The sequence below is a fragment of the Brevundimonas sp. genome (genome assembly GCF_046293315.1).
GTDB lineage: Bacteria > Pseudomonadota > Alphaproteobacteria > Caulobacterales > Caulobacteraceae > Brevundimonas.
Map to the genome: position 1 here is coordinate 111,526 of NZ_JBKBPF010000006.1, position 22,828 is coordinate 134,353.

At 66.0% G+C, this 22,828-nt stretch carries 18 protein-coding genes; 6 read left to right on the plus strand and 12 right to left on the minus strand.

Annotation, left to right across the window (positions count from 1 at the left end; translation table 11 throughout):
• Window positions 1–17: 17 nt before the first annotated feature.
• From lon to fabG, 7 genes are all read right to left on the minus strand, one after another.
• The gene (lon, locus tag ACK4SE_RS07395) at window positions 18–2,414 is read right to left on the minus strand and encodes an endopeptidase La (RefSeq protein WP_409690598.1); all 2,397 of its coding nucleotides are present in this window, start codon (window positions 2,412–2,414) and stop codon (window positions 18–20) included.
• Window positions 2,415–2,589: 175 nt separating this feature from the next.
• Window positions 2,590–3,231, minus strand: coding sequence for a guanylate kinase (gene gmk / locus ACK4SE_RS07400; protein WP_409690600.1), 642 nt, complete (start codon window positions 3,229–3,231; stop codon window positions 2,590–2,592).
• The gene (locus ACK4SE_RS07405; protein WP_409690795.1) at window positions 3,221–4,084 is read right to left on the minus strand and encodes a YicC/YloC family endoribonuclease; all 864 of its coding nucleotides are present in this window, start codon (window positions 4,082–4,084) and stop codon (window positions 3,221–3,223) included. The genes gmk and ACK4SE_RS07405 overlap by 11 nt, the downstream gene beginning before the upstream one ends.
• Window positions 4,085–4,098: 14 nt before the next feature.
• The gene (mltG, locus tag ACK4SE_RS07410) at window positions 4,099–5,214 is read right to left on the minus strand and encodes an endolytic transglycosylase MltG (RefSeq protein WP_409690603.1); all 1,116 of its coding nucleotides are present in this window, start codon (window positions 5,212–5,214) and stop codon (window positions 4,099–4,101) included.
• Between the two features lies 1 nt (window position 5,215).
• Window positions 5,216–6,496: a beta-ketoacyl-ACP synthase II gene (fabF, locus tag ACK4SE_RS07415; protein ID WP_409690606.1), complete on the minus strand. Its 1,281-nt coding sequence runs from the start codon at window positions 6,494–6,496 to the stop codon at window positions 5,216–5,218.
• 122 nt (window positions 6,497–6,618) lie between these two features.
• Window positions 6,619–6,858, minus strand: a complete 240-nt coding sequence (locus tag ACK4SE_RS07420; protein ID WP_021697838.1) for an acyl carrier protein — start codon at window positions 6,856–6,858, stop codon at window positions 6,619–6,621.
• A 191-nt stretch (window positions 6,859–7,049) separates the two neighbouring features.
• On the minus strand, window positions 7,050–7,790 hold the full coding sequence (fabG, locus tag ACK4SE_RS07425; RefSeq protein ID WP_409690609.1) for a 3-oxoacyl-[acyl-carrier-protein] reductase: 741 nt from the start codon (window positions 7,788–7,790) through the stop codon (window positions 7,050–7,052).
• Window positions 7,791–7,895: 105 nt separating this feature from the next.
• On the opposite strand from fabG, the gene ACK4SE_RS07430 reads away from it, so the two are divergent.
• Complete coding sequence (locus ACK4SE_RS07430) at window positions 7,896–9,161, plus strand: serine hydrolase domain-containing protein (protein WP_409690612.1); 1,266 nt, start codon at window positions 7,896–7,898, stop codon at window positions 9,159–9,161.
• Here the strand turns inward: ACK4SE_RS07430 and fabD are convergent, their stop codons facing one another.
• The 3 genes from fabD to ACK4SE_RS07445 form a co-directional block, all read right to left on the minus strand.
• Entirely contained in the window at window positions 9,162–10,106 is a 945-nt protein-coding gene (fabD, locus tag ACK4SE_RS07435; protein WP_409690614.1) for an ACP S-malonyltransferase, read from the minus strand.
• A 131-nt stretch (window positions 10,107–10,237) separates the two neighbouring features.
• Window positions 10,238–13,684, minus strand: a complete 3,447-nt coding sequence (gene mfd, locus ACK4SE_RS07440) for a transcription-repair coupling factor (protein WP_409690617.1) — start codon at window positions 13,682–13,684, stop codon at window positions 10,238–10,240.
• A complete protein-coding gene (locus ACK4SE_RS07445; RefSeq protein WP_409690620.1) occupies window positions 13,684–13,995 on the minus strand; it encodes a succinate dehydrogenase assembly factor 2 in 312 nt (103 codons plus the stop codon). Before ACK4SE_RS07445 ends, mfd begins: the two co-directional genes overlap by 1 nt.
• 81 nt (window positions 13,996–14,076) lie before the next feature.
• On the opposite strand from ACK4SE_RS07445, the gene recG reads away from it, so the two are divergent.
• A complete protein-coding gene (gene recG / locus ACK4SE_RS07450; RefSeq protein ID WP_409690622.1) occupies window positions 14,077–16,140 on the plus strand; it encodes an ATP-dependent DNA helicase RecG in 2,064 nt (687 codons plus the stop codon).
• On the opposite strand, the gene ACK4SE_RS07455 is transcribed toward recG, so the two are convergent.
• Window positions 16,086–17,210, minus strand: a complete 1,125-nt coding sequence (locus ACK4SE_RS07455) for a DUF3089 domain-containing protein (RefSeq protein WP_409690625.1) — start codon at window positions 17,208–17,210, stop codon at window positions 16,086–16,088. The two genes, recG and ACK4SE_RS07455, sit on opposite strands and share 55 nt — an antisense overlap.
• A gap of 30 nt (window positions 17,211–17,240) precedes the next feature.
• Window positions 17,241–18,104, minus strand: a complete 864-nt coding sequence (gene kdsA, locus ACK4SE_RS07460; protein ID WP_409690628.1) for a 3-deoxy-8-phosphooctulonate synthase — start codon at window positions 18,102–18,104, stop codon at window positions 17,241–17,243.
• 171 nt (window positions 18,105–18,275) lie between these two features.
• Here kdsA and ACK4SE_RS07465 point away from each other — a divergent pair, with 171 nt between their 5' ends.
• The 4 genes from ACK4SE_RS07465 to ACK4SE_RS07480 are packed head-to-tail and all read left to right on the plus strand — an operon-like array spanning window position 18,276 to window position 22,815.
• Window positions 18,276–19,271: an SIS domain-containing protein gene (locus ACK4SE_RS07465; protein ID WP_409690630.1), complete on the plus strand. Its 996-nt coding sequence runs from the start codon at window positions 18,276–18,278 to the stop codon at window positions 19,269–19,271.
• A gap of 21 nt (window positions 19,272–19,292) precedes the next feature.
• Window positions 19,293–20,006, plus strand: coding sequence for a TylF/MycF/NovP-related O-methyltransferase (locus ACK4SE_RS07470; protein WP_409690632.1), 714 nt, complete (start codon window positions 19,293–19,295; stop codon window positions 20,004–20,006).
• Between the two features lie 12 nt (window positions 20,007–20,018).
• The gene (locus tag ACK4SE_RS07475; protein ID WP_409690635.1) at window positions 20,019–21,332 is read left to right on the plus strand and encodes a cytidylyltransferase domain-containing protein; all 1,314 of its coding nucleotides are present in this window, start codon (window positions 20,019–20,021) and stop codon (window positions 21,330–21,332) included.
• Between the two features lie 28 nt (window positions 21,333–21,360).
• A complete protein-coding gene (locus ACK4SE_RS07480; protein ID WP_409690639.1) occupies window positions 21,361–22,815 on the plus strand; it encodes a glycosyltransferase 61 family protein in 1,455 nt (484 codons plus the stop codon).
• Window positions 22,816–22,828: the final 13 nt, after the last annotated feature.

Sequence of the window (22,828 nt, forward strand, 5' to 3'; positions counted from 1 at the left end):
ACAGGAATCCGCACTGATCAGTGGGCGATCGCAGTCTCCGCGCCGGTCCCCGCAGGCGGCGCAGGCGGGAGGGGCTCGGTTTCCTCGTCCCACTCCACCGGCGTCAGGCTGCCCGTCAGGGCCCATTTCAGCGCCTCGTCGGCCGTGGAGACCGGCACGATCTCCAACGCCTGTTTGACGTTTTCCGGCACGTCGGCGAGGTCCTTTTCGTTCTCCTGCGGGATCAGCACGGTCTTCACGCCGGAACGCAGAGCGGCCAGCAGCTTCTCCTTCAGGCCGCCGATGGCGGTGACCCGCCCGCGCAGGGTGATCTCGCCGGTCATGGCGATGTCCTTGCGGATCGGAATACCGGTCAGGACCGAGACCATGGCCACGGTCATAGCCACGCCCGCCGAGGGGCCGTCCTTGGGCGTAGCGCCGTCCGGCACGTGCACGTGGATGTCGGTCTTCTCGAACACCGGCGGCTTGACCCCGAAGGCCAAGGCCCTGGCGCGCACATAGCTGGCGGCGGCCGAGATGGATTCCTTCATCACGTCCTTCAGGTTGCCGGTCACGGTCATGCGGCCGCGGCCCGGCATCTTGATGGCCTCGATGGTCAGGATGTCCCCGCCGAACTCGGTCCAGGCCAGACCCGTAACGATGCCGACCTGGTCTTCCTCGTCCGTCTCGCCGTGACGATATCTGCGGACGCCGGCGTACTCGGCCAGCTTGGCGTCATCCACGGTGATGGAAAGGACATCGCCGCGCGCCATCTCGCGCACGGCCTTGCGGGCCAGCCCGCCGAGGGCCCGCTCCAGCGAGCGCACGCCCGCCTCGCGGGTGTAGTAGCGGATGGTGTCGCGGATGGTGTCTTCCGGCACGATCCACTCGCCGTCCTTCAGGCCGTGGTCCTTGGCCAGCTTGGGCAGCAGGTGGCGCTTGGCGATCTCGACCTTCTCGTCCTCGGTATAGCCGGCGACGCGGATGATCTCCATCCGGTCCATCAGCGGCTGGGGCATGTTGAGGCTGTTGGCCGTGGTCACGAACATGACATTCGACAGGTCGTAGTCCACCTCCAGATAGTGGTCACCGAAGGTCGAATTCTGCGCCGGGTCCAGCACCTCCAGCAGGGCCGAGGACGGATCCCCGCGCCAGTCGGCGCCCAGCTTGTCGATCTCGTCCAGCAGTACGAAGGCGTTGGTGGTCTTGGCCTTCTTCATGGACTGGATGATCTTGCCGGGCATGGAGCCGATGTAGGTGCGGCGGTGACCGCGGATTTCGGCCTCGTCCCGCACGCCGCCCAGCGACATGCGCACATACTCACGCCCCGTCGCCTTGGCGATGGAGGCGGCCAGCGAGGTCTTGCCCACGCCGGGAGGGCCCACCAGGCAAAGAATCGGGCCCTTCAGGCTGTTGGTGCGGGCCTGGACGGCCAGGTACTCGATGATCCGTTCCTTGACCTTTTCCAGACCGTAGTGGTCCTCCTCAAGAATGGTCTCGGCCTTGGCAAGGTCGATGGGCTTGGTGCGGGCCTTGCCCCACGGGATCGACAGCAGCCAGTCCAGATAGTTGCGAACCACGGTGGATTCCGCCGACATGGGCGACATGTTGCGCAGCTTCTTGACCTCAGCCTCGGCCTTGGCGCGCGCCTCCTTGGTCAGCTTGGTCTTGCGGATGCGCGTCTCGATCTCGAGGATCTCGTCGCGCTGATCGTCGGTTTCGCCCAGCTCGCGCTGGATCGCCTTCATCTGCTCGTTCAGATAGTACTCGCGCTGGGTCTTCTCCATCTGGCGCTTGACGCGCGAGCGGATTTTCTTCTCCACCTGCAGGACGCTGATCTCGCCCTCCATGAGGCCGTAGACCTTCTCCAGCCGGCGCGGGACGCTGATGGTCTCCAGCAGGCTCTGCTTGTCGGAAATCTTCACCGACAGGTGCGCGGCCACGGAGTCCGCCAGTTTGGACGGCTCGGTGATCTGGGGAATGGAGCTGAGCGCCTCGGGCGGGATCTTCTTGTTCAGCTTCACGTAGTTGTCGAACTGCTCGACCACGGCGCGGATCAGGGCCTCGGCCTCATCGGCGTCGCCGTCCTCATCGTCGATCTCGACGGCGCTGGCCTCGTAGAACTCCTCACGCTCGGTGAAGGACGTGAGGCGGGCGCGAGACTTGCCCTCCACCAGCACCTTCACGGTGCCGTCGGGCAGCTTCAGCAGTTGCAAGACGGTGGCCAGGACCCCGATGGGATAGATGGCGTCGGCCGCCGGATCGTCGTCCACCGAGTTCTTCTGGGTGGCAAGCAGGATCTGTTTCTCGCCCTTCATGATCTCGTCGAGCGCACGAACGGATTTCTCGCGGCCCACGAACAGGGGCACGACCATGTGCGGAAAGACGACGATGTCCCGAAGCGGCAGAACGGGGAGAATCTTGGACTCGGACATGATGCTCACTGCTTTCAGGGCCCTCGATCATCTCGGACCCACGACCCGGACATTCGGGCCGCCCGCCGATTCCGACGGTGTTCGGATGAGTATGTGGCGTCAAACGCGGCCGGTTCAAGCGTGACGGCCATCCGGCCACAGGACCGTAAGCGCGATCGAACGCTTGATCAGCCCTTCAGACCACTTCGCGCAGCAGGGCGGACTTGTAGTCTGTAACCCAAAGGTTGCGGAAACGGCGGCTGCGTTCGGCGTGATAGATGTGGGCCAGCTCGGCGTAGGAGCGGTCGAAATCATCGTTGACGAAGACGTAGTCGAAGACGTCGCAGTGCTCGATCTCCCCCTTCGCATTCTTGATGCGCCGTTCGATGACCTCGGGCGCGTCCTGAGACCGGGTGATCAGGCGACGACGCAGCTCCTCGAGGCTCGGCGGCAGGATGAAGACTCGCACTGCGTCCTCGGGGCATTTCCGGGCCACTTGTTCCGCACCCTGCCAGTCGATGTCGAACAGGACGTCCCGGCCCTCGGCGAGAGCCCGGTCGATAGGCGCCCGGGGCGAGCCATAGCGCTGGCCGTGCACATCGGCCCATTCCAGAAACGCGTCCTGATCCACCAGCCGCTGGAATTCGTCGTGGCTGACGAAATTGTAGTCGCGGCCGTCCACCTCACCGGGGCGGATGGGCCGGGTGGTCATGGAGATGGACAGCTCCAGCCCGCCGTGGTCGGCCATCAGGCGACGGCACAGCGACGTCTTGCCGGCCCCCGAGGGGCTGGCGACGATCAGCAGGACGCCGCGGCGAGGGGTTTGATTATTCGACATTCTGGACCTGCTCACGCAACTGTTCGATGGCGGCCTTGAGGTCAAGGCCCACGGCGGTCAGCCGCGTGGTGGCGGACTTGGAGCACAGGGTGTTCGCCTCGCGCATGAACTCCTGCATCAGGAAGTCCAGCTTGCGGCCCACCGCCCCGCCTTTCGACAGGGTGCGGGCCGAATCGAGGTGAGCGGTCAGGCGGTCCAGTTCCTCGCGCACGTCGGCCCGGGCGGCCAGGGCGGCAACTTCCAGCACGATACGGTCAGCCATATCCGGCGCGTCGGGCGCCAGATCGTTCATGCGACGGGTGAAGCGCTCGCGGATGGCGTCGGTCTGGGCCGCGGCCTCGGATTCGGCCTGACCGACCAGACCCTCGATGCGTTCGATCAGGCCGGTGACGACCGGGGACAGGCGCTCGCCCTCCGCGGCGCGAGAGGCGGACAGGGCGTCCAGCGCCTGATCGATGCTGACGACCATGGCCGCCTCGAGGGCGGCGCGGGTCTCGGGGTCGGCGTCCTCCTGCGGCGCCTCCATGACCCCGCGCAGGGCCAGCAGGCCGTCGGCCGAGGCCGGGGCGAAGCCGCGTCCGGCCAGACGTTCCGCCATGGCCGTGTACTGCTCCAGCACCGCCTCGTTCAACACCAGGGACTGATCGCTCTCGGCCCGGCGGGCCTGCACCCCCAGGGTAATCTGGCCGCGCTGGAACCGGGCCTGCGCCGCCTCGCGCGTGGCCCTTTCGAGACCGTCGAAGCCCGGCGGGCCGCGAAAGCGAACTTCCAGATTGCGCCCGTTGACCGAGCGCGCCTCGACCGCCCAAGTCCAGCCCTGGTGAGCGCCCTCGGCCCGGCCGAAGCCGGTCATGCTGGCCAAGGCGGTCACGGCGCCGTCTCCGGCAGACGAATGGGCGCGCCCTGCCCCGCCACGGCGTCCGGCGCTTCCTCAGGCGACACCACCTCGGCGGGTTCAGCGGCGCGCTGGGCCTCGATGGCGCGCCAGCGGGCAACGTTGCGCAGATGCTCATCATAGGTGCGGGCGAAGGCGTGGCCGCCCGTGCCGTCCGCGACGAAGAACAGATACTCGGTCTCCGGCGGGTTCATGACCGCCGCCAGGGCCTCGCGACCCGGATTGGCGATGGGCGTCGGCGGCAGCCCGTCGATCCGGTAGGTGTTGTAGGGCGTCACCCGATCCAGCTCGGAACGACGAATCCCGCGGCCCAGCGGACGGCCGCCGTTGACGCCGTAGACGATAGTGGGGTCGCTCTCCAGCCGCATGCCGCGGCGCAGGCGGCTGATGAACACCGCCGCCACCTGCGGCCGCTCCTCGGCCAGACCGGTCTCCTTCTCGACGATGGAGGCGAGGATCACGGCTTCTTCGGGCGTGTTGATGGGCAGGTTCGGCGCGCGTCCGGCCCACAGTTCGGCCAGCACCTCGTCGTGGGCCTGCTGCATGCGGCGCACGACCTCGGCGCGGGTTTCGCCGCGGGTGACTTCATAGGTCTCGGGCAACAACGAGCCTTCGGGAGGAATGGCGATCTCGCCGGTCAGCACCTCCTCGGCGTTGAGGATGTCCCAGGCCTGGGCGGAGGATCGGCCTTCGGGAAGGGTCACGAAATGGCGCACCACCTCGCCGGACACCAGCTTGTCGATGACGCCCGACAGGGACAGACGCGATTCGATCTCGTACTCGCCCGCGCGCAGCCGACGGTCGGCTCCGCTCAGGCTGGCGGCGGCGCGGAACATGTCTGGCGAGCGGATCACCCCGGCCTCGTGCAGGGCCTCGCCGATTTCCGAGACCCCGGCGCCGGAGCGCAGAACCACGGTGGTGGTCTCGCCGCCCTCCGCACGCGGGCCTGGGCCCCAGTAGACGCTCCAGACCCACACCAGACCGGCGATGGCCACCAGACTGAGCGTGGCCGTGGCGCCGATCAGGCCGGCGACGAGGCCGCCCTTCTTCTGTTCCGGCGTTTCCCCCCGCCGACGGAACAGGGCCATCTCAGGACACCGACTTGAGGATCAGACAGGCGTTGGTGCCGCCGAAGCCGAAGCTGTTGGACACGGCCACGTCGATCTTTCGCGCCTTGGCCTTGTCCTTGACCATGTCGATGGCCGTCTCGTGCTCGGGATCGTCCAGATTGATGGTGGGCGGCGCAATCTGGTCACGGATGGCGAGGGCGCAGAACGCCGCCTCTACCGCCCCGGCGGCGCCCAGCAGGTGGCCGATCATGGACTTGGTGGAGGACAGGGACACGTTCCTGGCATGGTCGCCCAGCAGCCGCTCGATAGCCTTCAGTTCGATCCAGTCGGCCATGGTCGAGGTGCCGTGGGTGTTGACGTAGTCGATGTCCGACGGCTGCATCCCGGCGCGCTTCAGCGCCATCTTCATGGCCCGCTGACCGCCCTCCCCGTCCTCGGACGGGGCGGTGATATGATAGGCGTCGCCGCTCATGCCGTAGCCGGCCACCTCGGCGTAGATCTTCGCGCCGCGCGCCTTGGCGTGCTCGTACTCTTCCAGCACCAGAACGCCCGCGCCCTCGCCCATGACGAAGCCGTCGTGATCGCGGTCGTAGGGTCGGCTGCCCTTTTCGGGCGTTTCGTTGAAGCTGGTGGTCAGGGCGCGGCAGGCCAGGAAGCCGGCGATGCCAACCGGCACGATGGCGCTTTCCGCGCCGCCGGCAACCATCACGTCTGCATCGCCCAGGGCGATCATGCGCGCCGCGTCGCCGATGGCGTGGGCGCCGGTGGCGCAGGCGGTGACGACGGAGTGGTTCGGCCCTTTCAGGCCGTGGCGGATCGACACCTGGCCGGACGCCAGATTGATCAGGGCCGAGGGGATGAAGAACGGGCTGACCCGACGGGGGCCCTGTTCCTTCAGCACCAGGGCGGTGTCGGCGATGGGTTTCAGCCCGCCGATGCCCGAGCCGATCATGACGCCGGTGGCTTCCTGATCCTCGGCCGATTCGGGCTTCCAGTTCGCGTCAGCCAGGGCCTCGTCGGCGGCGGCGATGGCGAACAGGATGAAGTCGTCGACCCGTTTGCGGTCCTTGGCCGACATGATCTGGTCGGCGTCGAAGCTGCCGGCAACGCCGGGTCCGCCGCCGCCGCGTCCGTCCACGCCCGGCACTTCGCAGGCGATGGTGCAGCCGTAGCCCTCGGTGTCGAACAGCGTGATCTGTCCGGCTCCGGACTTGCCGTCCAGGATGTTTTTCCAGCTGTGCTCGACGCCCCAGCCGAGGGGGGTGACGAGGCCGATGCCCGTGATCACGACGCGGCGCATGGTCAGCTCCTTAAACTCAAATCAGGCCGTGGCCCCGAACGGAGCCTGAAACAGTAACGGCCGCCGGCGGTCCCGCAAGAGGACAGGCCGGCGGCCGCGAAACCGTCAGAACGGGGCCGAAATCAGCCCGCGGTCTTCTCGTCGATGAACTTCACCGCGTCGCCGACCGTCTGGATGTGCTCGGCGGCGTCGTCGGGGATCTCGATGTCGAATTCTTCTTCAAAGGCCATCACCAGCTCGACGTTGTCGAGCGAGTCGGCGCCCAGGTCGTCGATGAAGCTGGCCTTTTCGGTCACCTTGTCCGGATCGGCGTCCAGGTGGTCGATGACGATCTTGCGGACGCGTTCGAGAGTGTCGGACATGAATCTGATGCCTTCCTAGATACGCCTGTGTGGCGGTCTTTATGGTCGCGCTCCGTTGTCACGAAGCCGCTGGTTTCGCAAGTCCCATAGCCCACGGAACCGCTGGCTGGTAGCGCGAATTGATGTTTAGCACGCCGGTAACGGGAGGAAACAGCCCGTCATGACATGAATGTGAGCCGAGGCGTCCCGCCTCAGATCATGGCCATGCCGCCGTTCACGTTCAGGGTCTGGCCGGTGACATAGGCGCCTTCGTCCGAGGCCAGATAGACGGCCGCCGCCGCGATCTCGTCGCCCGTGCCCAGCCGACCGGCGGGGATGCGGGTCAGGATGGCGTCGCGCTGCTGTTCGGTCAGGTCGTCGGTCATGGGGCTGGCGATGAAGCCCGGCGCGATGCAGTTCACGGTGATGCCGCGCGAGCCCACTTCCTGGGCCAGGGCCTTGGAGAAGCCGATCATGCCCGCCTTGGACGCGGCGTAGTTGGTCTGGCCGGGATTGCCTGTCACCCCGACCACCGAGGCCATGCCGATGATGCGGCCCGAGCGACGCTTCATCATGCCCTTCACGGCCGCGCGCGCCAACCGGAAATAGCTTTCCAGATTGACCTTGATGACCGCGTCCCAGTCCTCGTCCTTCATGCGCATGAGAAGGCCGTCTTTCGTGATGCCCGCATTGGCCACCAGAATGTCCAGCGGCGCGCCGGCCGCCGCTTCCGCCCGCGCCACCAGGCCGTCCACAGAATCGGGATCCGACAGGTTGGCGGCGGCGGCGAAGGCGCGCTCACCCAGCTCGCCAGCCAGCTCGGCCAGCACCGACTCGCGCGTGCCCGACAGCACCACGCTGGCGCCCTGCGCATGCAGCGCCCGGGCCACCGCCCCGCCGATGCCGCCCGTCGCGCCCGTGACCAGCGCCGTCTTGCCCGAAAGATTGAACATGAGTGTCTCCTGGGAATCCTGTGGCCGCCGTCCTAGCCCGATGCGCTCGACATCGCCAGTTTTCCAGTGGAAGCTCTGGCGGATAGAGATAGCGGGAGGCTCGCCATGACCATCCATCTGAACCGGCGTCATCTGATGCTGTCCGGCGCGGGTCTGGCGCTGGCGGGGTGCGCGGGCGGGATCACGCCGGCTGAGGCGGCGCGGCTTCTTCCCTCCACCCAGGCGGCCATGGACCGCCATGTGGCGGCCGGGCACGTCCCGGGCATCAGCGTCGGCGTGCGCCTGCCCGAGGGACAGAACGTGTTCCTCGAGGCCGGCTCGCTGGACTTCGACGGCGCGACGCCGGCAGACGAAGACACCCTGTGGCGCATCTATTCCATGACCAAGCCGATCACGGGGGCGGCCGCCGCCCTGCTGATCGAGGACGGCTTGCTGACCCTGGACACACCGGTGACCTGGCTCATTCCCGAGTTCGCCAATCTGACCGTCCTGACCAACAGGACTCTCAGTCCGGAGTTTCCTCCTCCCGTCACGCGCACCATGACCGTCCGTCACCTGCTGACCCACACGGCGGGCTTCACCTATCACTTCATCGGCGACCACCCGGTAGCCACAGCTTACAGTCGGGCCGGAATTTTTCCTTTCACGGGCTACAATCTGTCGCCGCGCGACATCGACGGACCCAAGGTGCGCGATCTTGATGATCTGGCCCGGGCCCTGGCGCCCATTCCGCTGACGTATGAACCCGGGACGGAATACCGCTATTCCATCTCACTAGACGTGCTGGGGTTGGTCATTCAGCGGGCTTCGGGCAGGAGCTTCCCCGACTTCGTCCAGCGCCGCCTGTTCGATCCCATTGGCATGGACGATACGGTCTGGCGGTTGCGCGGCGCAGCCGACCGTCGCCGGTTTGCGGCGCTCTACAACTACGCAGACGGCGGACGAGAGGTGGTCGACCCGGTCGCCACGACCGCCTACGCCGAACCCGTCACCCTGTTCGCTGGCGGCGCGGGGCTGGTGTCGTCAACGCGCGATTATCTGGCCTTCCTGACCACCATCCTCGACGACGGGCGCGCCGGCCGGGTGCGCGTCATGGCGCCCGAAACCGCACGGATGATCCGCACCGACATCCTGCCCGAGGGCGTGAACCCCGAAAACGGCGCCTTCCGCGTCGGCTTCGGCGGGGGCGTGGGCTTGCCGGACAGCGACACGGCGGGCGAGTTCGGCTGGGGCGGCGCGGCGGGCACGCAGGGCTGGCTGGACCCCATGCGCCGCACCGCCGGGACCATCATGCTGCAGCAGTTCGGCCAGTCGGCCCCGGTGGCAGGCGACATCCGCGCGGCGATTGCGACAGACATCGCGGCGGCCTGATCACAGCGACCGGGCGAACGCTTCCAGCTCTTCCGGCCCGGTCAGGGCGACGCTCTCGGCGTCCGGCGCGATGCGTTTGGCCATGCCGGTCAGGACCTTGCCAGATCCGACCTCGGCGAACCGCAGAACGCCGCCTTCGGTGGCCATCCACTCCATGGATTCGCGCCAGCGCACGCGGCCGGTGACTTGCTCCACCAGCAGACGGCGGATGACTTCCGGGTCTGTCTCAGGGCTGGCGGTGACGTTGGCCACCACCGGAACCGAGGGCGCGATGATCTTCGCGTCGGCCAGAGCGTCGGCCATGGCTTCTGCGGCCGGCTGCATCAGTGGGCAGTGGAACGGCGCCGAGACGTTCAGCGGAATGGCGCGCGCGCCCAGCTCCTTGGCCTTTTCGATAGCCCGGTCCACGGCCGCCTTCTCGCCGGAGATCACCACATTGCCGTTGTTGTTGTCGTTTGCCACGACGCAAACGCCCAGCGCGGAGCCGGCCTTCGCCGCCTCTTCCGCCAGGGCCAGGTCGGACTTGGGTCCGATCAGCGAGGCCATGGCCCCCTTGCCCACCGGCACGGCCTTCTGCATCGACTGGCCGCGCAGCTTCAGCAGACGCGCGGTGTCCGCCACCGACAGGGCGCCGGCCGCCGCCAGAGCCGAATACTCGCCCAGCGAATGGCCCGCGACAAAGGCGGCGCGCGACACGTCCACCCCGAACTCCACCTTCAGCACCCGGATCACCGCCAGCGACACGGCCATCAGGGCCGGCTGGGCGTTTTCGGTCAGGGTCAGCTGATCCTCGGGGCCCTCGCGCATGATCATGCTGAGCTTCTGGCCCAGCGCGTCGTCCACTTCCTGAAACACCTCGCGGGCGGCGGGAAAGGCGTCGGCCAGTTGCGCGCCCATGCCCACGCTCTGGCTGCCCTGACCGGGGAAAAGAAGGGCCAGATTCATGATCGTCTCCTCGTGATTTCGGCGCGAGGGTTAGGTCATGGTCGCCGTGCGGGCAAGCGGTGACATGCAGAGTCAGTTGAAGCCCATATGGTCCTGAGCGGGGCGCCGGACAGCGGGGCCGCGCGAAGATCCTAACCCGCCGCGACCTTGGCCAGGGCCGCCGTCATGCGTTCGGCGGCCTTCAGGCGTTCTTCCGCTGTGGGCCAATCGCCCTTGACGACGATCTTCTGGTCGGGACGGATCCTCCACGCGGCGGGGTTCTTCTGGATGATCCCGACAAGGCCGCCCGGGTTGGGGAAGGTGTCGTTCCTCAGGGTCAGCACGGCGCCCATGGGGCCCATGTCGATCTTGGCGATGTTGGCCGTGCGGCAGTTGGCCTTGATCTCCACGATGCGCAGCAGCTGCGCCGCCTCGTCCGGCAGCGGGCCGAAGCGGTCGATCAGTTCGGCGGCCAGGGCTTCGCGGTCGGTGGATTGCTCGGCGTCTGACAGACGGCGATACAGGCTGAGACGGACATTCAGGTCCGGCACATAACTCTCTGGAATCAGGACGGCGGCGCCCACGTTGATCTGGGGCGACCAACCGCGGTCGGGGGCCTGTTCGCCCTTCTCGCGCAGTTCGGCGACCGCGTCCTCCAGCATCTGCTGGTACAGCTCGACGCCCACCTCACGGATATGGCCCGACTGTTCGTCGCCCAGCAGATTGCCGCCGCCGCGCTGGTCCAGATCGTGGCTGGCCAGCTGGAAGCCCGCCCCCAGATTGTCCAGCGACTGAAGCACCTGCAGCCGTCGCTCGGCCGACAGGGTCATGGGCTTCTTCGGGTCCGTGGTCAGATAGGCGAAGGCCCGCGCCTTGGACCGGCCGACCCGGCCCCGGATCTGATACAGCTGGGCCAGGCCGAACATGTCGGCGCGGTGCACGATCAGGGTGTTGGCCGTGGGGATGTCGAGGCCTGATTCCACGATGGTGGTGGACACCAGCACGTCATAGGACCCGTCGTAGAAGGCGCCCATGACCTCCTCCAGCTGGGTCGGCGCCAGCTGACCGTGGCCCACCACGAACTTCACCTCGGGAACGTGCTCACGCAGGAATTTCTCGATGTCGGGCAGGTCCGACAGGCGCGGCGCGATGTAATAAGCCTGACCGCCGCGATATTTCTCGCGCAGCAGGGCCTCGCGCACCATCACCGGGTCCCACGGCGCCACATAGGTGCGCACCGCCAGACGGTCGACCGGCGGGGTGGCGATGATCGACATCTCGCGGATGCCGGTCAGGGCCATCTGCAGGGTGCGCGGGATAGGCGTCGCGGTCAGGGTCAGCAGGTGCACGTCCGCGCGCAGGTTCTTGAGCTTCTCCTTGTGCTTGACGCCGAAGTGCTGCTCCTCGTCGACGATCACCAGGCCCAGGTTCTTGAAACCGACCTGTTCGGACAGCACCGCGTGGGTGCCCACGATGATCTCCACCGAGCCGTCCTTCAGGCCCGCGCGCGTCTCGTTGGCCTCCTTGCCCGGGACCATGCGCGACAGCTGGCGCACCGTGACCGGCCAGCCGGCGAAGCGGTCGGTGAAGGTCTTGTAGTGCTGGCGCGACAGCAGGGTCGTGGGGCAGACCACGGCCACCTGCATCCCGCTCATGGCCGCCACGAAGGCGGCGCGCAGGGCCACTTCGGTCTTGCCGAAGCCCACGTCTCCGCAGATCAGCCGGTCCATGGGCTGGCCCTTGCCCAGATCCTCCAGCACGTCGCCGATGGCGTTCAGCTGATCGTCCGTCTCCTCGTAGGGGAAGCGGGCGCAGAACTCGTCGAACAGGCCCGAAGGCGGGGTCACGGCATCGGTGGTGCGCAGGGCGCGCTTGGCCGCCAGGGCGATCAGACCCTCGGCCATGTCGCGCAGCCGCTCCTTGGCCTTGGCCTTGCGACCCTGCCATGCGGCTCCGCCCAGTCGGTCCAACTGGACCCCGTCGGAATCGGTCCCGTAGCGGGTCAGCAGATCGATGTTCTCGACCGGCAGATACAGCTTGGACTCGCCCGCATAGAGCAGTTCCAGACAGTCGTGGGGCGCTTCCTGAATTTCGAGGGTCTTCAGGCCCTCATAGCGGCCGATGCCGTGATCCAGGTGCACCACCAGATCGCCGGTGGTCAGGGCCGAGGCCTCGGCCAGGAAATTTGACGCACGGCGCTTGCGGCGCGGCCGCGCCAGACGGTCGCCCAGGATGTCGGTCTCGGAAATCACCGCCAGGTCGTCGGTGATGAAGCCGGTGTCCACCGGCAACACCGCGCGCAGGTACAGCCCCTCGGGCGCCGCCTTCACATCGCGCCAGTCGCGTACGGCGACGATGTGATCCAGCCCGTGGTCGGTCAGCATGGAGGACAACCGGTCCGACGACCCCTCGGTCCACGAGGCGAACAGGACGCGCTGGCCCTGCCCTTTCAGGCGTTTGGCGTGGTCGGCCACGGCGGCGAACAGATTGACGCTGTCCTGCGCCCGCTCGGCGGCGAAGTTGCGTCCCAGGCGGCCGCCCGCTTCCTCGCCGTCGCGCTGGAACGGGCTGAACCGCCGCACCGGCCGGGGGGCCAGGGCCCCGCGCCAGTCCTCGTCGTCCAGATACAGCCGGTCCAGCGGCAGGGCCCGATAAGCCGAGCCGCCTCTGCCCTGCGACGCCTCGCGCCGGGACTCATAAGCGTCGCGCGCCAGGGTCAGGCGCTCGCCCCTGGCATCCTCCACATGGTGGTCAAGGAAGACAGGTGAACCCTCTGGCAGATAATCAAAAAAGGTCTCCATCCGCTCGTAGAACAGCGGCAGGAAATGCTCGGCGCCCTGACGCCGCGCGCCCGCGCTGACGGCGGCGTAGAGCGGGTCGTCACCCGCTGCTCCGAACATGTTCAGATAGCCCTGGCGGAACCGCGACACGGAATCGGCGTCCAGCAGCACCTCGGACACCGGCGACAGCTCCACCGTCGTCAGTTGCTGGGTGGAGCGCTGGGTGCCCGGATCGAAGGACCGGATCGACTCCAGCTCTTGCCCGAACATGTCCAGACGCACCGGCTCGTCGAAGCCGGGCGGGAACACGTCGATGACGCCGCCCCGGATGGCGAACTCGCCGCGCTCCGACACCGTGGAAGCACGCACATAGCCGTTGACGGCGAAATAGGCTTCCAGCGCCGTCGTATCCAGTTCCCGGCCCACGCGGGTCTCGAAGGCGGCGGCCGTGGTGGCCTCGCGCGGCGGGGTGCGCTGGGTCACCGCCCCGACCGTGGCGACGATCAGCAGCGGGGTCCGGTCCCCGGGGTCGCGCCGCGCCAGCCGGGTCAGGGCAGCCATCCGCTGGGCCGACACCGCCGGCGTCGGGCTCATCCGGTCATAGGGCAGGCAGTCCCAGGCCGGATACTCAAGCACATCAACGTCATGGGCGAAGAACCGGAATGCCTGAACAAAGGCGCCCGCCCGCGCATAGTCCCGCGCCACGAACAGGGCCGCGCCGCCGGTCTCCGCCAGATGCTCGGCCAGCAGGCGGGCGTCCAGCCCCTCGGGCGTGCCCGAAAGCTCGCGATCGTCGACGGCGATGATCGAACCGTCCATCAGCCGATGCCCTTCTGGACCGCGACGGCCACATGCTCGGTCATGAAGGCGCGGATGTCAGCCAGAACCGGTGTGTCGAACTCGTCCGGGGCCGGTTCGCGCTCGATGATCCAGCCGTAGAGCGGCTGATCCTCATTGGCCATCAGGGCCTCAAGCACATCCAGCTGCGCGTCCGAATAGTCGACAGCGATGCGGTCCACGAACGGGCCCAGCACCATGTCCGCCTCACGGAAGCCCCGCCGCCAGGCGCGGAAGCTCAGGCGTCTCAGGCGCTCTTCACGCGGTAGCGGACGTGCGAATTCCTCGGCCACGGTGCATTCCGTTCCGTCAAATTAATCGGGAAGTTCACATAGCGTTCCACACGGCCCGACGCCACCAGCTATGCTGCAGAAATGCGGCCCGAGATTCTCTTTCCCCTGTTCGCCGAGGTCACCACCCTGAAGGGCGTGGGCGCCAAGGTCGCGCCCCAGATCGGCAAGGTGGCCGGTCCGCTGGTGCGCGATCTGCTGTTCCTGGCCCCCACCGGCCTCGTGCATCGCCGCGCCATCACGGCGGATCAGGCCCTCGAGGGCGAGGTGGCGATTCTGGACGTGGTCATCGACCGCCACATCCGCCCCCACAAAATCGGCGCCCCGTGGAAGGTCCGGGCCTCGGACTCCACCGGCTTCGTGCACCTGATCTGGTTCCGCGGCGGCCCGCATCTGGAGCGGCTCGTCCCGCCGGGCGAGCGGCGCGTCATCAGCGGCAAGGTCGAGATCTTCAACAACGAGATCCAGATCGCCCACCCCGACGTCGTCAAGGTCGAAGCCGCAGGCGACATTCCGCTGGCCGAGACGGTCTATCCCTCCACCGAGGGCCTGGCGCGCCGCATCGTTCGCCGTCTCGCGCTGGAGGCGCTCAACACCGCGCCCGAACTGCCCGAATGGCAGGACCCGGCCTGGATTGAGCGCAAACGCTGGCCCGGCTGGCGCGCGGCGCTGGAGACCCTGCACAACCCCCGGACCGAGGCCGACCTGTCGCCGGACGCCGCCCCGCGCCTTCGCCTGGCCTATGACGAACTGCTGGCGCATCAGCTGGCCCTGGCCCGTAGACGCCAGTCGCGTCAGACGGTGGGGGCCCCGGTCATTGCGCCCGGTCCGGCGTCTGAACAGGTGCTTGCCGCCCTGCCCTTCGAGCTGACCGGCGCCCAGAAACAGGCGGTGGTCGAGATCCGCGCCGATCTGGCCTCGGGCGAACAGATGGGGCGGCTGCTGCAGGGCGACGTGGGCTCGGGCAAGACGGCCGTGGCCGCCATCGCCATGGCCGACGCGGCGGCCAGCGGCCGGCAATCCGCCCTGATGGCGCCCACGGAAATCCTGGCCCGACAGCATCACCAGCGGCTGGCCCCCATGCTGGACAACGCCGGGGTGCGCGCCGTCCTGCTGACCGGGCGCGACACGGCGGCGGAGCGACGGCCCAAGCTGGCGGCCCTGGCCTCGGGCGAGGCCCAGGTCGCCATCGGCACCCACGCCCTTTTCCAGGACGCCGTGGCGTTCCACGACCTGGCCCTGGCCGTCATCGACGAACAGCACCGCTTCGGCGTCAATGAGCGCCAGCGGTTGCAGGCCAAGGGCCGCGACGGCGTGCACCTGCTGACCATGTCTGCCACCCCCATCCCCCGCACGCTGGAACTGACCCAGTACGGCGATCTGGACGTGTCGCGCCTGCGCGAGAAGCCGCCCGGCCGCACGCCGGTGACCACCGCGGTCCTGCCGCTGGCGCGCATTGACGAGGTGGCGAACCGGCTCAAGGCCGCTGTGGCCGAGGGGGCGCAGGCCTACTGGATCTGTCCGCTGGTGGCCGAATCCGAGGCCATTGACCTGGCGGCAGCCGAGGCGCGGGCCGTGGAGTTGCGCGCCCATCTGGGCCTGAACGTGGGCCTGGCCCACGGCCAGATGAACGGCGCCGACCGCGAAAGCGTCATGACCGCCTTTTCCGAGGGCCACGTGCCGGTGCTGGTGGCCACCACGGTGGTGGAGGTGGGCGTCGATGTACCCAACGCCACCATCATGGTCATCGAACACGCGGACCGCTTCGGTCTGGCCCAGTTGCACCAGCTGCGCGGTCGCGTGGGCCGCGGTTCGAAGCAAAGCGCCTGCATCCTGCTGTACGGCGATCTGGGCGTGGTGGCGCGCGAGCGGCTGGACGTGCTGCGCCGCTCGGAGGACGGCTTCGAGATCGCGGAGGAGGATTTCCGCCTGCGCGGCGGTGGCGACCCGCTGGGCCTGAAACAGAGTGGCTTTCCCGCCTACCGCTTCGCCGATCCCATGCGGCACCGCGAACTGATCCTGGCGGCGTACGACGACGCCCGCCTGATCCTGAACCGAGACCCAGACTTGGCCAGCGAACGCGGTTATGCGGTTCAGGTGCTGGAGGCGCTGTTCGACTGGCGGGCCGACCGACCGGCTGCGGACTGATCCCACGCCTGCAGACGACGCTCCACGTCGGCTTCAAGATCGGCATAGAAAAGGTTGTATGACGGCGCTTTTCTGCGATCAGCCCAGGATCCTGTCGGGCCGAAAACGTCGGATGCCGGACGGGAGTAACGCAGCACGCCATCCTGGCATTGGGCCGAGACCTGCCGGTTCAGGAAGGCGGGCCGAACCCCCCATTCGAGATCCGTGGCGTTGGCGCCGCCCAGATGCTCGCGCTGTTCTGCCCGGCGGTCCGTGCGCACCCCGAGAACCGGATTGACGCACAGGTAGGGCCGGTCTCCCAGCAGCTCGAGCGTACCCTGATCGGTCCAGCCCATGGCCCGTCGATCCAGCCGCCTAAGCGTCTCATCGTCCATCTCGCGGACCTGCACCCAGGCAAAGACGCAGCCCGTTTCCGCCCGATCGCGGCACGCCGGCAAAGCGGCGCCCGTGCCGTACTCATCGGCGGGAACGGTCGCGTCCATGAGGTAGGCGGCCACCAGACGCCCGTGCAGCGCGGTGTCCGGAGCAACTCGCTCGCGCAGCAGTCGCGCAGCCAGTTCGCCCCCCTGCTCCACCCCCGCGACAATGATGGGCCCTTCGGGATTGCGGGCCAGCCAGGCGTCGAATGCGGCCAGAATGTCCTGATAGGCAAAGACCCTCGCTTCGCGCGCATCCTCGCGGATGGTCAGACGAGTATAGAGGCTGGCCTGCCGGTAGCGGGGCGCGCTGACAAGGCCCGACCGCGAGAAGAGGGCTGCGTGATTGGGCAGAACCGATCGCCACAGCCACCTCTCGGACTCGGGCTGATCGATGGGCGCGTTCCAGTGATCTCCGCCATCGTAGGTGGTGGAATGAATGAAGAAAATCGCCGCGCCGCCTTCGTTCCCCGCATCTCTGAGCGCCCAGGCGGACACGTCGGCGTAGTCCGTCGCCGGCGGAGGATCGTAAGTCTGGAACGGCACCTCGGGGTCCAGGCCGGACCGCAGGATGTCGCCACGCCACACCAGAATGGCGATGACAACCAGCGCCACCAGCGCGATCAGCGTCCCGCCGATAATGCGGCGGATCACCAAGCCGGAGGCCTTCGCGCCCAAGACGACCTACGCCGCCTTGCGCGCCGCCTGGCGCTTGGCCAGGTCGTCGAAGGCGATCAGATCAGCGGCGAGCGCCTCGAACTGGTCCAGCGGCACCATGTTGGGGCCGTCCGAGGGCGCGTTGTCGGGGTCCTGGTGCGTCTCCATGAATACGGCGTCCACGCCCACCGCGACGGCGGCGCGGGCCAGAACCGGCACGAATTCGCGCTGGCCGCCCGAGGACGTGCCCTGACCGCCCGGCTGCTGCACGCTGTGGGTGGCGTCGAACACCACGGGACAGCCAATCTCGCGCAGGATCGGCAGGGCGCGCATGTCCGACACCAGCGTGTTGTAACCGAAGCTGGCGCCGCGCTCGCAGGCCATGACGTTGGGATTACCCGCGCCCGTCACCTTGGCGATGACGTTCTTCATGTCCCAGGGGGCGAGGAACTGACCCTTCTTGATGTTGATGGCCTTGCCGGTCTGGGCCGCGGCGATCAGCAGGTCGGTCTGGCGCGACAGGAAGGCCGGGATCTGCAGCACATCAACGACCTCACCCGCGATGCGGCAGTGCTCTTCGGTGTGCACGTCGGTCAGCACCGGCAGGCCCAGGGTCTCGCGGATCTCGGCGAAGATGGGCAGCGAGCCTTCCAGTCCAAACCCGCGCGCCGCGTTGGCCGAGGTACGGTTCGCCTTGTCGAAGCTGGTCTTGTAGATGATCCCCACATCCAGCCGCTCGCCAATCTCCTTGAGCGCGGCTGCCATCTCCAGGGCGTGCTGCCGGCTTTCCAACTGGCACGGTCCAGCGATGAACACGATGCGTCCGCCACCGCCGATGCGCACGGGACGCGACAGCCCCTCGGAGAGTTCGATCACGGCGTTGGGGTTCATGGTGTTCCTCGAGATGGGGGCGGTGCGCCGACGTACGGCGGGCCCCACTTGGTATCATGCGACCCATTTTGCAACAGACGGCGGCGCGCGCCAATGCCCTGCGGGCTTTCGCCTTGCGGCATCGTGGACAGCTATTTAATGTTCCTCCCCGTTCGAGGGCAGCGGTTCGCAATGGCCGCTGCCCTTTTCATGTTGAAGAAACGCGGTTCAGACAGGCGCCTTGTGATCAGCCAATATTTTTCGTCCGTGATCAGAGCCGAGGGAGAAGCGCTGTCTGCGCTTTCTATCGATCCGGTTCAGGTGGAACGGGCGGTCAACCTGCTCCTGAACACCGATTATCCGATCATCCTGACGGGCGTCGGCAAATCAGGACTGGTCGCGCGAAAAATCGCCGCGACCATGTCCAGCCTGGATACGCCATCGATCTTCCTTGACCCCACGAGCGCCGCTCATGGCGATCTTGGACTTGTCCGAGCCGGCGCGGTGGTCGTCGCGCTATCCAACGGGGGCGGGTCCCAGGAGCTTGTTTCTCTTCTGCCCGCCCTCAAGGCGCGCGACGCCAGGATCATAGCCGTTATCGGAAACGCCGACTCGCCCTTGGGCCGTTCTGCTGCCGCCGTGCTCTGTTACGGAAAGGTGGGCGAGGCGGATAACCTCGGTCTGGCCCCAACGACGAGCACGACCTTGCAGATTGCCATCGGCGACGCCCTCGCCGTGGCCACATCGGCGTCCCGGGGTGTCACGGCCGAGGGCTTCTCCGAAAACCACCCCGCGGGCCTTCTTGGGCGCCGGCTGGCAAAGGTAGCCCATGTGATGCGCAAGGGAGACGATCTTCCGACCATTTCTCTCGATTCGGATTTCGCCGAGGTCGTGGATGTCATTACCGCCAAGCGTATCGGCCTGGCGTGTGTCGTCGATAGCGAGGGTCGTCTTCTGGGTATCGTTTCCGATGGCGACATCCGCAACGCCCTTCGACGTTCGGAAGACCCTCGGGCGACCAAGGCGAGAGGCCTGATGCAGCGCAGCCCGGAAACGGTGGCCCCGGGGATGCGGGTCGGTGATGTGCTTGAGGGGGATCGCGGCCTCGCGAGGCACCTGTCGCTTCCCGTTGTCTCGGATGGCAATCGCCTTGAGGGCGTGCTTGTTGCTATCGATCTGCTCGGATAGGCCGACACTGGCGGAGACAACATGGCGAACTACAAGATCAATGACACCCTCGACATCTACGAGGCCGAGAACACCTACTTCCTGAAGGCGCCCCATCACCGCATCGGCAAATTTCTTGCGCATTACGAGCTGTACAAGAGAATCCTGACGCTTCCGGGCGATGTTCTGGAGTTGGGTGTCTACAAGGGCGCCTCGCTGATGCGCTTCCTGGCTTTCCGGGAGACGCTGGAGAACCAGCACTCCCGAAAGGTGCTGGGTTTTGATGCGTTCGGAAAATTTCCGGTCGCCGAGGGCGAAAACCAGGCGGACCAGCAGTTCATCGAGAAATTCGAGGGTGCGGGCGGACAGGGCATCTCGCGCGAAGATCTGGATGGAGCCATTCAGGCCAAAACCACCGGCAATGTCGAACTGATCCCCGGTGATGTTTTCGAGACTCTTCCGGCCTATCTGGCGCGACGACCCGAACTCCGGATCGCGATCCTCCATCTCGACATGGACGTCTACAAACCGACGCAGTTCGCCCTCTCGCTTCTGGCGGAGCGCGTGGTGCCCGGTGGTCTGATCGTGTTTGACGACTACAACGCCGTCGGCGGCGCCACGATCGCTGCTGACGAATTCGCCAGACAGACCGGATTGGCCCTGGAGAAGCTGCCGCACTATAGCGTGCCAGCCTTTTTCACCATCCCCAGTGGGGGTTTTCAAGCTCGGGGTGAACGCGCCTCCGGGGCTGAGTGATTTGAGCGTGTCATGAAAATCGCCGCTTTCGTCCCCGCCAAGGGCACCAGTTCCAGGGTGCCGAGCAAGAACATGGCGATCCTGGACGGGGAACACCTGTTCAAGCGCAAATTGCGCCAACTCCTTCGGTCTGAACGCATCACCGACGTTTATCTGGACACCGAGTCGTCCGACATCCGGGCGGCGGCGGCGGACCTGCCGATCAAGCTCATCGACAGGGACGAAAGCTTCGCAACCAATGCGACTGACGGCCACGAATTATTCCAGCACTCGGTCAGAAAGATCGGCCCCGCTGACTTCTACGTCCAGGCTCTGTGCACCGCGCCGTTCATTGATCACCGCACCGTCGACCGGGCGCTCCAGGCCCTGATCGACAGCCCCGAGCACGACAGTCTCATAGCGGTGCGCAGCCACAAGATGTATGAATGGATCGAGGGTCAGCCCGCATACGGACGAGGCCGCGTCCCAAACAGCGTTGATCTGCCGGACCGCACGCTTGAAGCCATGTCGCTCTATATCGTTCGCGGGGAGGCCGCCGGGGGTGATAGAATCCTGCGGTTTGGCGAGCGCCCCCTGATGTTCGAAGTTACGCCGGAAGAAGACATCGACATCAACTACCCGGCCGACATGGAACTGGCGGAGTTGATCTGCGCCGGTTACCGCGAGCGAATGAATCAGCGCCTGCGCGCCTTGCTGCATAACGCCTCGTCGCCGGCTTTCGCAGACACTTGCAAGGATTTGGGAATCCGCGCCGTGCTGCCGCCGAATATTCGCCAGATCACCGGCGGAGCCATCCTGGGCCGCGCCAAGACCCTGAAACTCAAGCCGGTCAGCGAGGGCGCAGCCACGTCGGACGAATGGAAAGGCATTTATCGGGCGCTGGATTCGTATCAGTTCGTGCGGCGGGGGGACATCATCGTGGTGTCCAACGACGTGCCCGACAAAGCCTATTTCGGTGATCTGAACGCGATGATCGCGACGCGAGCCGGCGCCGCGGGTGCGATCATCGACGGCTATACCCGGGACGTGAAAGCCGTGTCCAAGCTGGGCCTGTCTGTGTTCGCCCGAAGCGCGTACTGCGACGATATCAAGTACGAAGGCACCACGGAAAGCATGAACATGCCCGTCGAAATCGGCGGCGTGGCCGTGCGCAACAACGACTACATCTTTGCTGACGGCGATGGTGTCGTGGTTATTCCCCAGGAGCGCTGGGACGAAGTGGAGACCATCGTCTGGAATACGATCGAAAACGAGGCGCGGATCCGGGTCTCGGTCGCGCGTGGTCTGGACCTGAACGATGTGCTGAACCGCTACGGCGCGTTCTGAGCCTTGGACAATTACAGAGGTTAAGAGCTTGTCGCTGCTACTCGCTAAAGGGCTGCACAAGGCGTTTCAGGCGCTTGTGAAGGACATGGAAGCAGGGGTTCGTGACTGGACCGCTTTATCCATCGTCCCGGGAACGACAAACCACGCCGCGACCCTGCAGATGCTGGGGGAGCAGCGCCTTGCGGAAGTGGTCCGCCAGTTCGCACGCTTCCCGGGCCACAACCTCAGTGTTCTGAAAATCCTGACCCGAAAAAAGGTCGAGTTTCTGGACCCATTATCCGGAAAGATCACGATTTCGACCAAGTCTCTGATTTTCCGAAAATACAGTTATCTGTTCTTTACTGGGCCGTCGGGTCCCGGCTTCATCATGTGCATCGGGTCGAAACCCTATGCCCTGTTCTACCTAGCCAAGAAAATTTGGGTCGATATCAGAAATCACAACGAGGACCACTATGCGGTCCTGTCCCGCTGCCACACCACCGCCGCCAAGCTTGAGCGTGGGTTTTATCGCTACCTGTCGGAACCCGGCGCTCGTGAGGTTGGCTGCATCGTGGGCGACGAACGGCCCACGCACTTCATCCGCGAATCGATGGGAGGTCTTCAGCACTACATCGAAAAGGGAAAGATGGATGCGTTCTGGGAGGCGCTGGACTATCTCATCGTGCCGATCGATAACTCATTCATCCTGACCGATGAGTTGTTCGATCCGCCACCTCACGTGAAGGTCATCTACACCAACATGAGCGACCTGAATCGGGTCGTGATGGCCAAGAACCTGTTCGTTTACAGGCTGATGCGGTCCGGCAGCCACATGACTGATTCCCTCCGAACCCGACTGGTCAGCTACGCCGAAAAAGCGTCACCAGCAGAAGATTGGCCGGAGGTCTCAAAACTGACCGGTCGAGAGGGCTACAGGACCGTCTGGTTCAGCGTCGAAATCGAAAAGGGACGGCTTAAGAACCAGGAGGCGGTATTTTCCGAGCTTCTGCTCGCTCTTCAGGACCATTTCGGATCGCGGGTTCAGTTGATTATCGACGGCTGGTCACCTTCTCCGATAGCGCTAAACACAAAAGACTATAGAATTATTTCAACCATACGCGCATTCTACAGAAGAGCGATGAAGAAGTGTGGCGTTCAGTTCAGCGTAATAGAATCGTTCAGCATGAGCTACCGCGAAAAGATCAAACTGGCGGCCAAGATTGATTTTTTCGTTACGATGCATGGATCGGCAGCAATTGTGCCGAGTCTGATCAAGCAAAAGCCGGGCATCACCTATCACAGCGCCTGGGGCATGACGATCGATCACGAAGTCTGGGTACCCACACTTTATAGAACCAGGACACACGATCAAGCAGGCCATCCAGCAGTGGGCCACTGGGCGCCATTTGACGTTGATATCCCCGCTTTCCGTGACACCCTGGATCGATTGATTGGCGACCTCTCCCTGGCCCAAACGCCAGTGCTCGCCCCTCCCGGCGACTGAGTTCGCGACGTCA

Excerpts from the sequence above, each read along its gene's own strand:
- lon (WP_409690598.1), bottom strand. The coding sequence starts at position 2,414 with ATGTCCGAGTCCAAGATTCTCCCCGTTCTGCCGCTTCGGGACATCGTC.
- gmk (WP_409690600.1), bottom strand. The coding sequence starts at position 3,231 with ATGTCGAATAATCAAACCCCTCGCCGCGGCGTCCTGCTGATCGTCGCC.
- ACK4SE_RS07405 (WP_409690795.1), bottom strand. The coding sequence starts at position 4,084 with ATGACCGGCTTCGGCCGGGCCGAGGGCGCTCACCAGGGCTGGACTTGG.
- mltG (WP_409690603.1), bottom strand. The coding sequence starts at position 5,214 with ATGGCCCTGTTCCGTCGGCGGGGGGAAACGCCGGAACAGAAGAAGGGC.
- fabF (WP_409690606.1), bottom strand. The coding sequence starts at position 6,496 with ATGCGCCGCGTCGTGATCACGGGCATCGGCCTCGTCACCCCCCTCGGC.
- ACK4SE_RS07420 (WP_021697838.1), bottom strand. The coding sequence starts at position 6,858 with ATGTCCGACACTCTCGAACGCGTCCGCAAGATCGTCATCGACCACCTG.
- fabG (WP_409690609.1), bottom strand. The coding sequence starts at position 7,790 with ATGTTCAATCTTTCGGGCAAGACGGCGCTGGTCACGGGCGCGACGGGC.
- ACK4SE_RS07430 (WP_409690612.1), top strand. The coding sequence starts at position 7,896 with ATGACCATCCATCTGAACCGGCGTCATCTGATGCTGTCCGGCGCGGGT.
- fabD (WP_409690614.1), bottom strand. The coding sequence starts at position 10,106 with ATGAATCTGGCCCTTCTTTTCCCCGGTCAGGGCAGCCAGAGCGTGGGC.
- mfd (WP_409690617.1), bottom strand. The coding sequence starts at position 13,684 with ATGGACGGTTCGATCATCGCCGTCGACGATCGCGAGCTTTCGGGCACG.
- recG (WP_409690622.1), top strand. The coding sequence starts at position 14,077 with ATGCGGCCCGAGATTCTCTTTCCCCTGTTCGCCGAGGTCACCACCCTG.
- kdsA (WP_409690628.1), bottom strand. The coding sequence starts at position 18,104 with ATGAACCCCAACGCCGTGATCGAACTCTCCGAGGGGCTGTCGCGTCCC.
- ACK4SE_RS07465 (WP_409690630.1), top strand. The coding sequence starts at position 18,276 with ATGGCCGCTGCCCTTTTCATGTTGAAGAAACGCGGTTCAGACAGGCGC.
- ACK4SE_RS07470 (WP_409690632.1), top strand. The coding sequence starts at position 19,293 with ATGGCGAACTACAAGATCAATGACACCCTCGACATCTACGAGGCCGAG.
- ACK4SE_RS07475 (WP_409690635.1), top strand. The coding sequence starts at position 20,019 with ATGAAAATCGCCGCTTTCGTCCCCGCCAAGGGCACCAGTTCCAGGGTG.